At 68.0% G+C, this 1,425-nt stretch carries 2 protein-coding genes; both read left to right on the plus strand.

The window, feature by feature from the left end; all coding sequences use genetic code 11:
• Nucleotides 1-108 precede the first annotated feature (108 nt).
• Nucleotides 109-957 carry an IS5 family transposase gene (locus tag ACFU3E_RS38445; RefSeq protein WP_384169480.1) on the plus strand — a complete coding sequence of 283 codons (849 nt, stop codon included), beginning with the start codon at nucleotides 109-111 and terminating at the stop codon, nucleotides 955-957.
• Entirely contained in the window at nucleotides 954-1,349 is a 396-nt protein-coding gene (locus ACFU3E_RS38450; RefSeq protein ID WP_384169484.1) for a hypothetical protein, read from the plus strand. The genes ACFU3E_RS38445 and ACFU3E_RS38450 overlap by 4 nt, the downstream gene beginning before the upstream one ends.
• Nucleotides 1,350-1,425 lie beyond the last annotated feature (76 nt).

The following is a 1,425-nucleotide window of genomic DNA, read 5'->3' on the forward strand; positions in this document are numbered from 1 at the left end:
TCTGAGTGGGCGGTTCGTGAGTCTTTGAGTGGGTCTGCTGTCGCCTGATGGTGTGGCGGCGGGGCGGAATCTGTCGGTCCGCGGTTGGTGATCTGGTGATGTGACCGGGTGAGTGAACGCAAGCCGTACCCGAGTGACTTATCGGACGAGCAGTGGTCGTTGATCGAGCCGGTGATCACCGCGTGGAAGAACCGACACCGCTCGGTCAGCGGCCACCAGGGCGCCTACGACATGCGGGAGATCGTCAACTCGATCCTCTACCAGGGGCGGACCGGCTGTCAGTGGGCCTATCTCCCGCACGACCTGCCGCAGAAGAGCGCGACCTACTACTACTTCGCCGCCTGGCGGGACGACGGGACCGACCAGGTCATCCATGAACTCCTGCGCTGCCAGGTCCGTGAGCGGGCCCGCCGATTAGAGGACCCGACCCTGGTGGTCCTGGACACCCAGAGTGTCCACGTGGCCGCCGGGGTCCCCGCCTCCACGAGCGGCCACGATCCGGCCAAGCGGGTGCCCGGCCGCAAGCGCGGACTGGCCGTGGACGTCCTCGGCCTGGTCATCGCGGTCACCGTCCTCGCCGCAAACACCCACGACAACGCCGCGGGCATCGTCCTGCTGGACCAGGTCGCCGAGCACGCCGGCGGCACCGTCCGCAAAGCCCTGGTCGACCAGGGCTTCAAGAACCAGGTCGTCACGCACGGCGCCGGCCTGGGCATCGACGTCGAGATCGTCGAACGAAACCCGCAGGTCAAGGGGTTCGTTCCGCAGCCGAAGCGGTGGAGGGTCGAGCAGACCTACGGGATCCTGATACTGCACCGGCGCCTGGTCCGCGACTACGAGTACCGCCCCTCCTCCTCGGCTTCCCGCGTCTACTGGGCGATGACCCACGTCATGACCCGGCGCCTCACCGGCACGAACGCCCTCACCTGGCGCGAGCCGCAGGCGGCGGCAGCGTGAACATCCAGCCCCTGCTCGACGCCCTGGACCTCCAGGAAGACGCCGCCCGGGCCCTGGCCGACGACCTCCGCGCACAGATCGACGACCTGCAGACCCGGTTACGGGAGGCCGAGACGCGCCTGGAGCACCTCGCGATCACCCGCAAGACCGTCACCGGCCTCGCCGACCGGCTCCCTGCCGTCGCGCCGGACCTGCCCGAGCACCCGGACTACCCCCGCATCCTCGCCGCCTTCAACCACGCGACCGGACCGCTACGAGCCAAGGACGTCTGCGAAGCCCTCGGCCACGAACTGCTGCCGAAGAACGTGGAAGGCACACGCGCCAAGCTGAAGCGCCTGGTCAAACTCGGCATCCTCACCGAGGCCGACACCGGCAACTTCGCCAGGAAGTAATAGCCGACCGACCCTCCACCAGCGACCTTGCCCCAACCTCAGCCAGAAACGGACATCACCTTACGAACCGCCCACT

This window comes from Streptomyces sp. NPDC057424 (assembly GCF_042803315.1).
Taxonomy (GTDB): domain Bacteria; phylum Actinomycetota; class Actinomycetes; order Streptomycetales; family Streptomycetaceae; genus Streptomyces.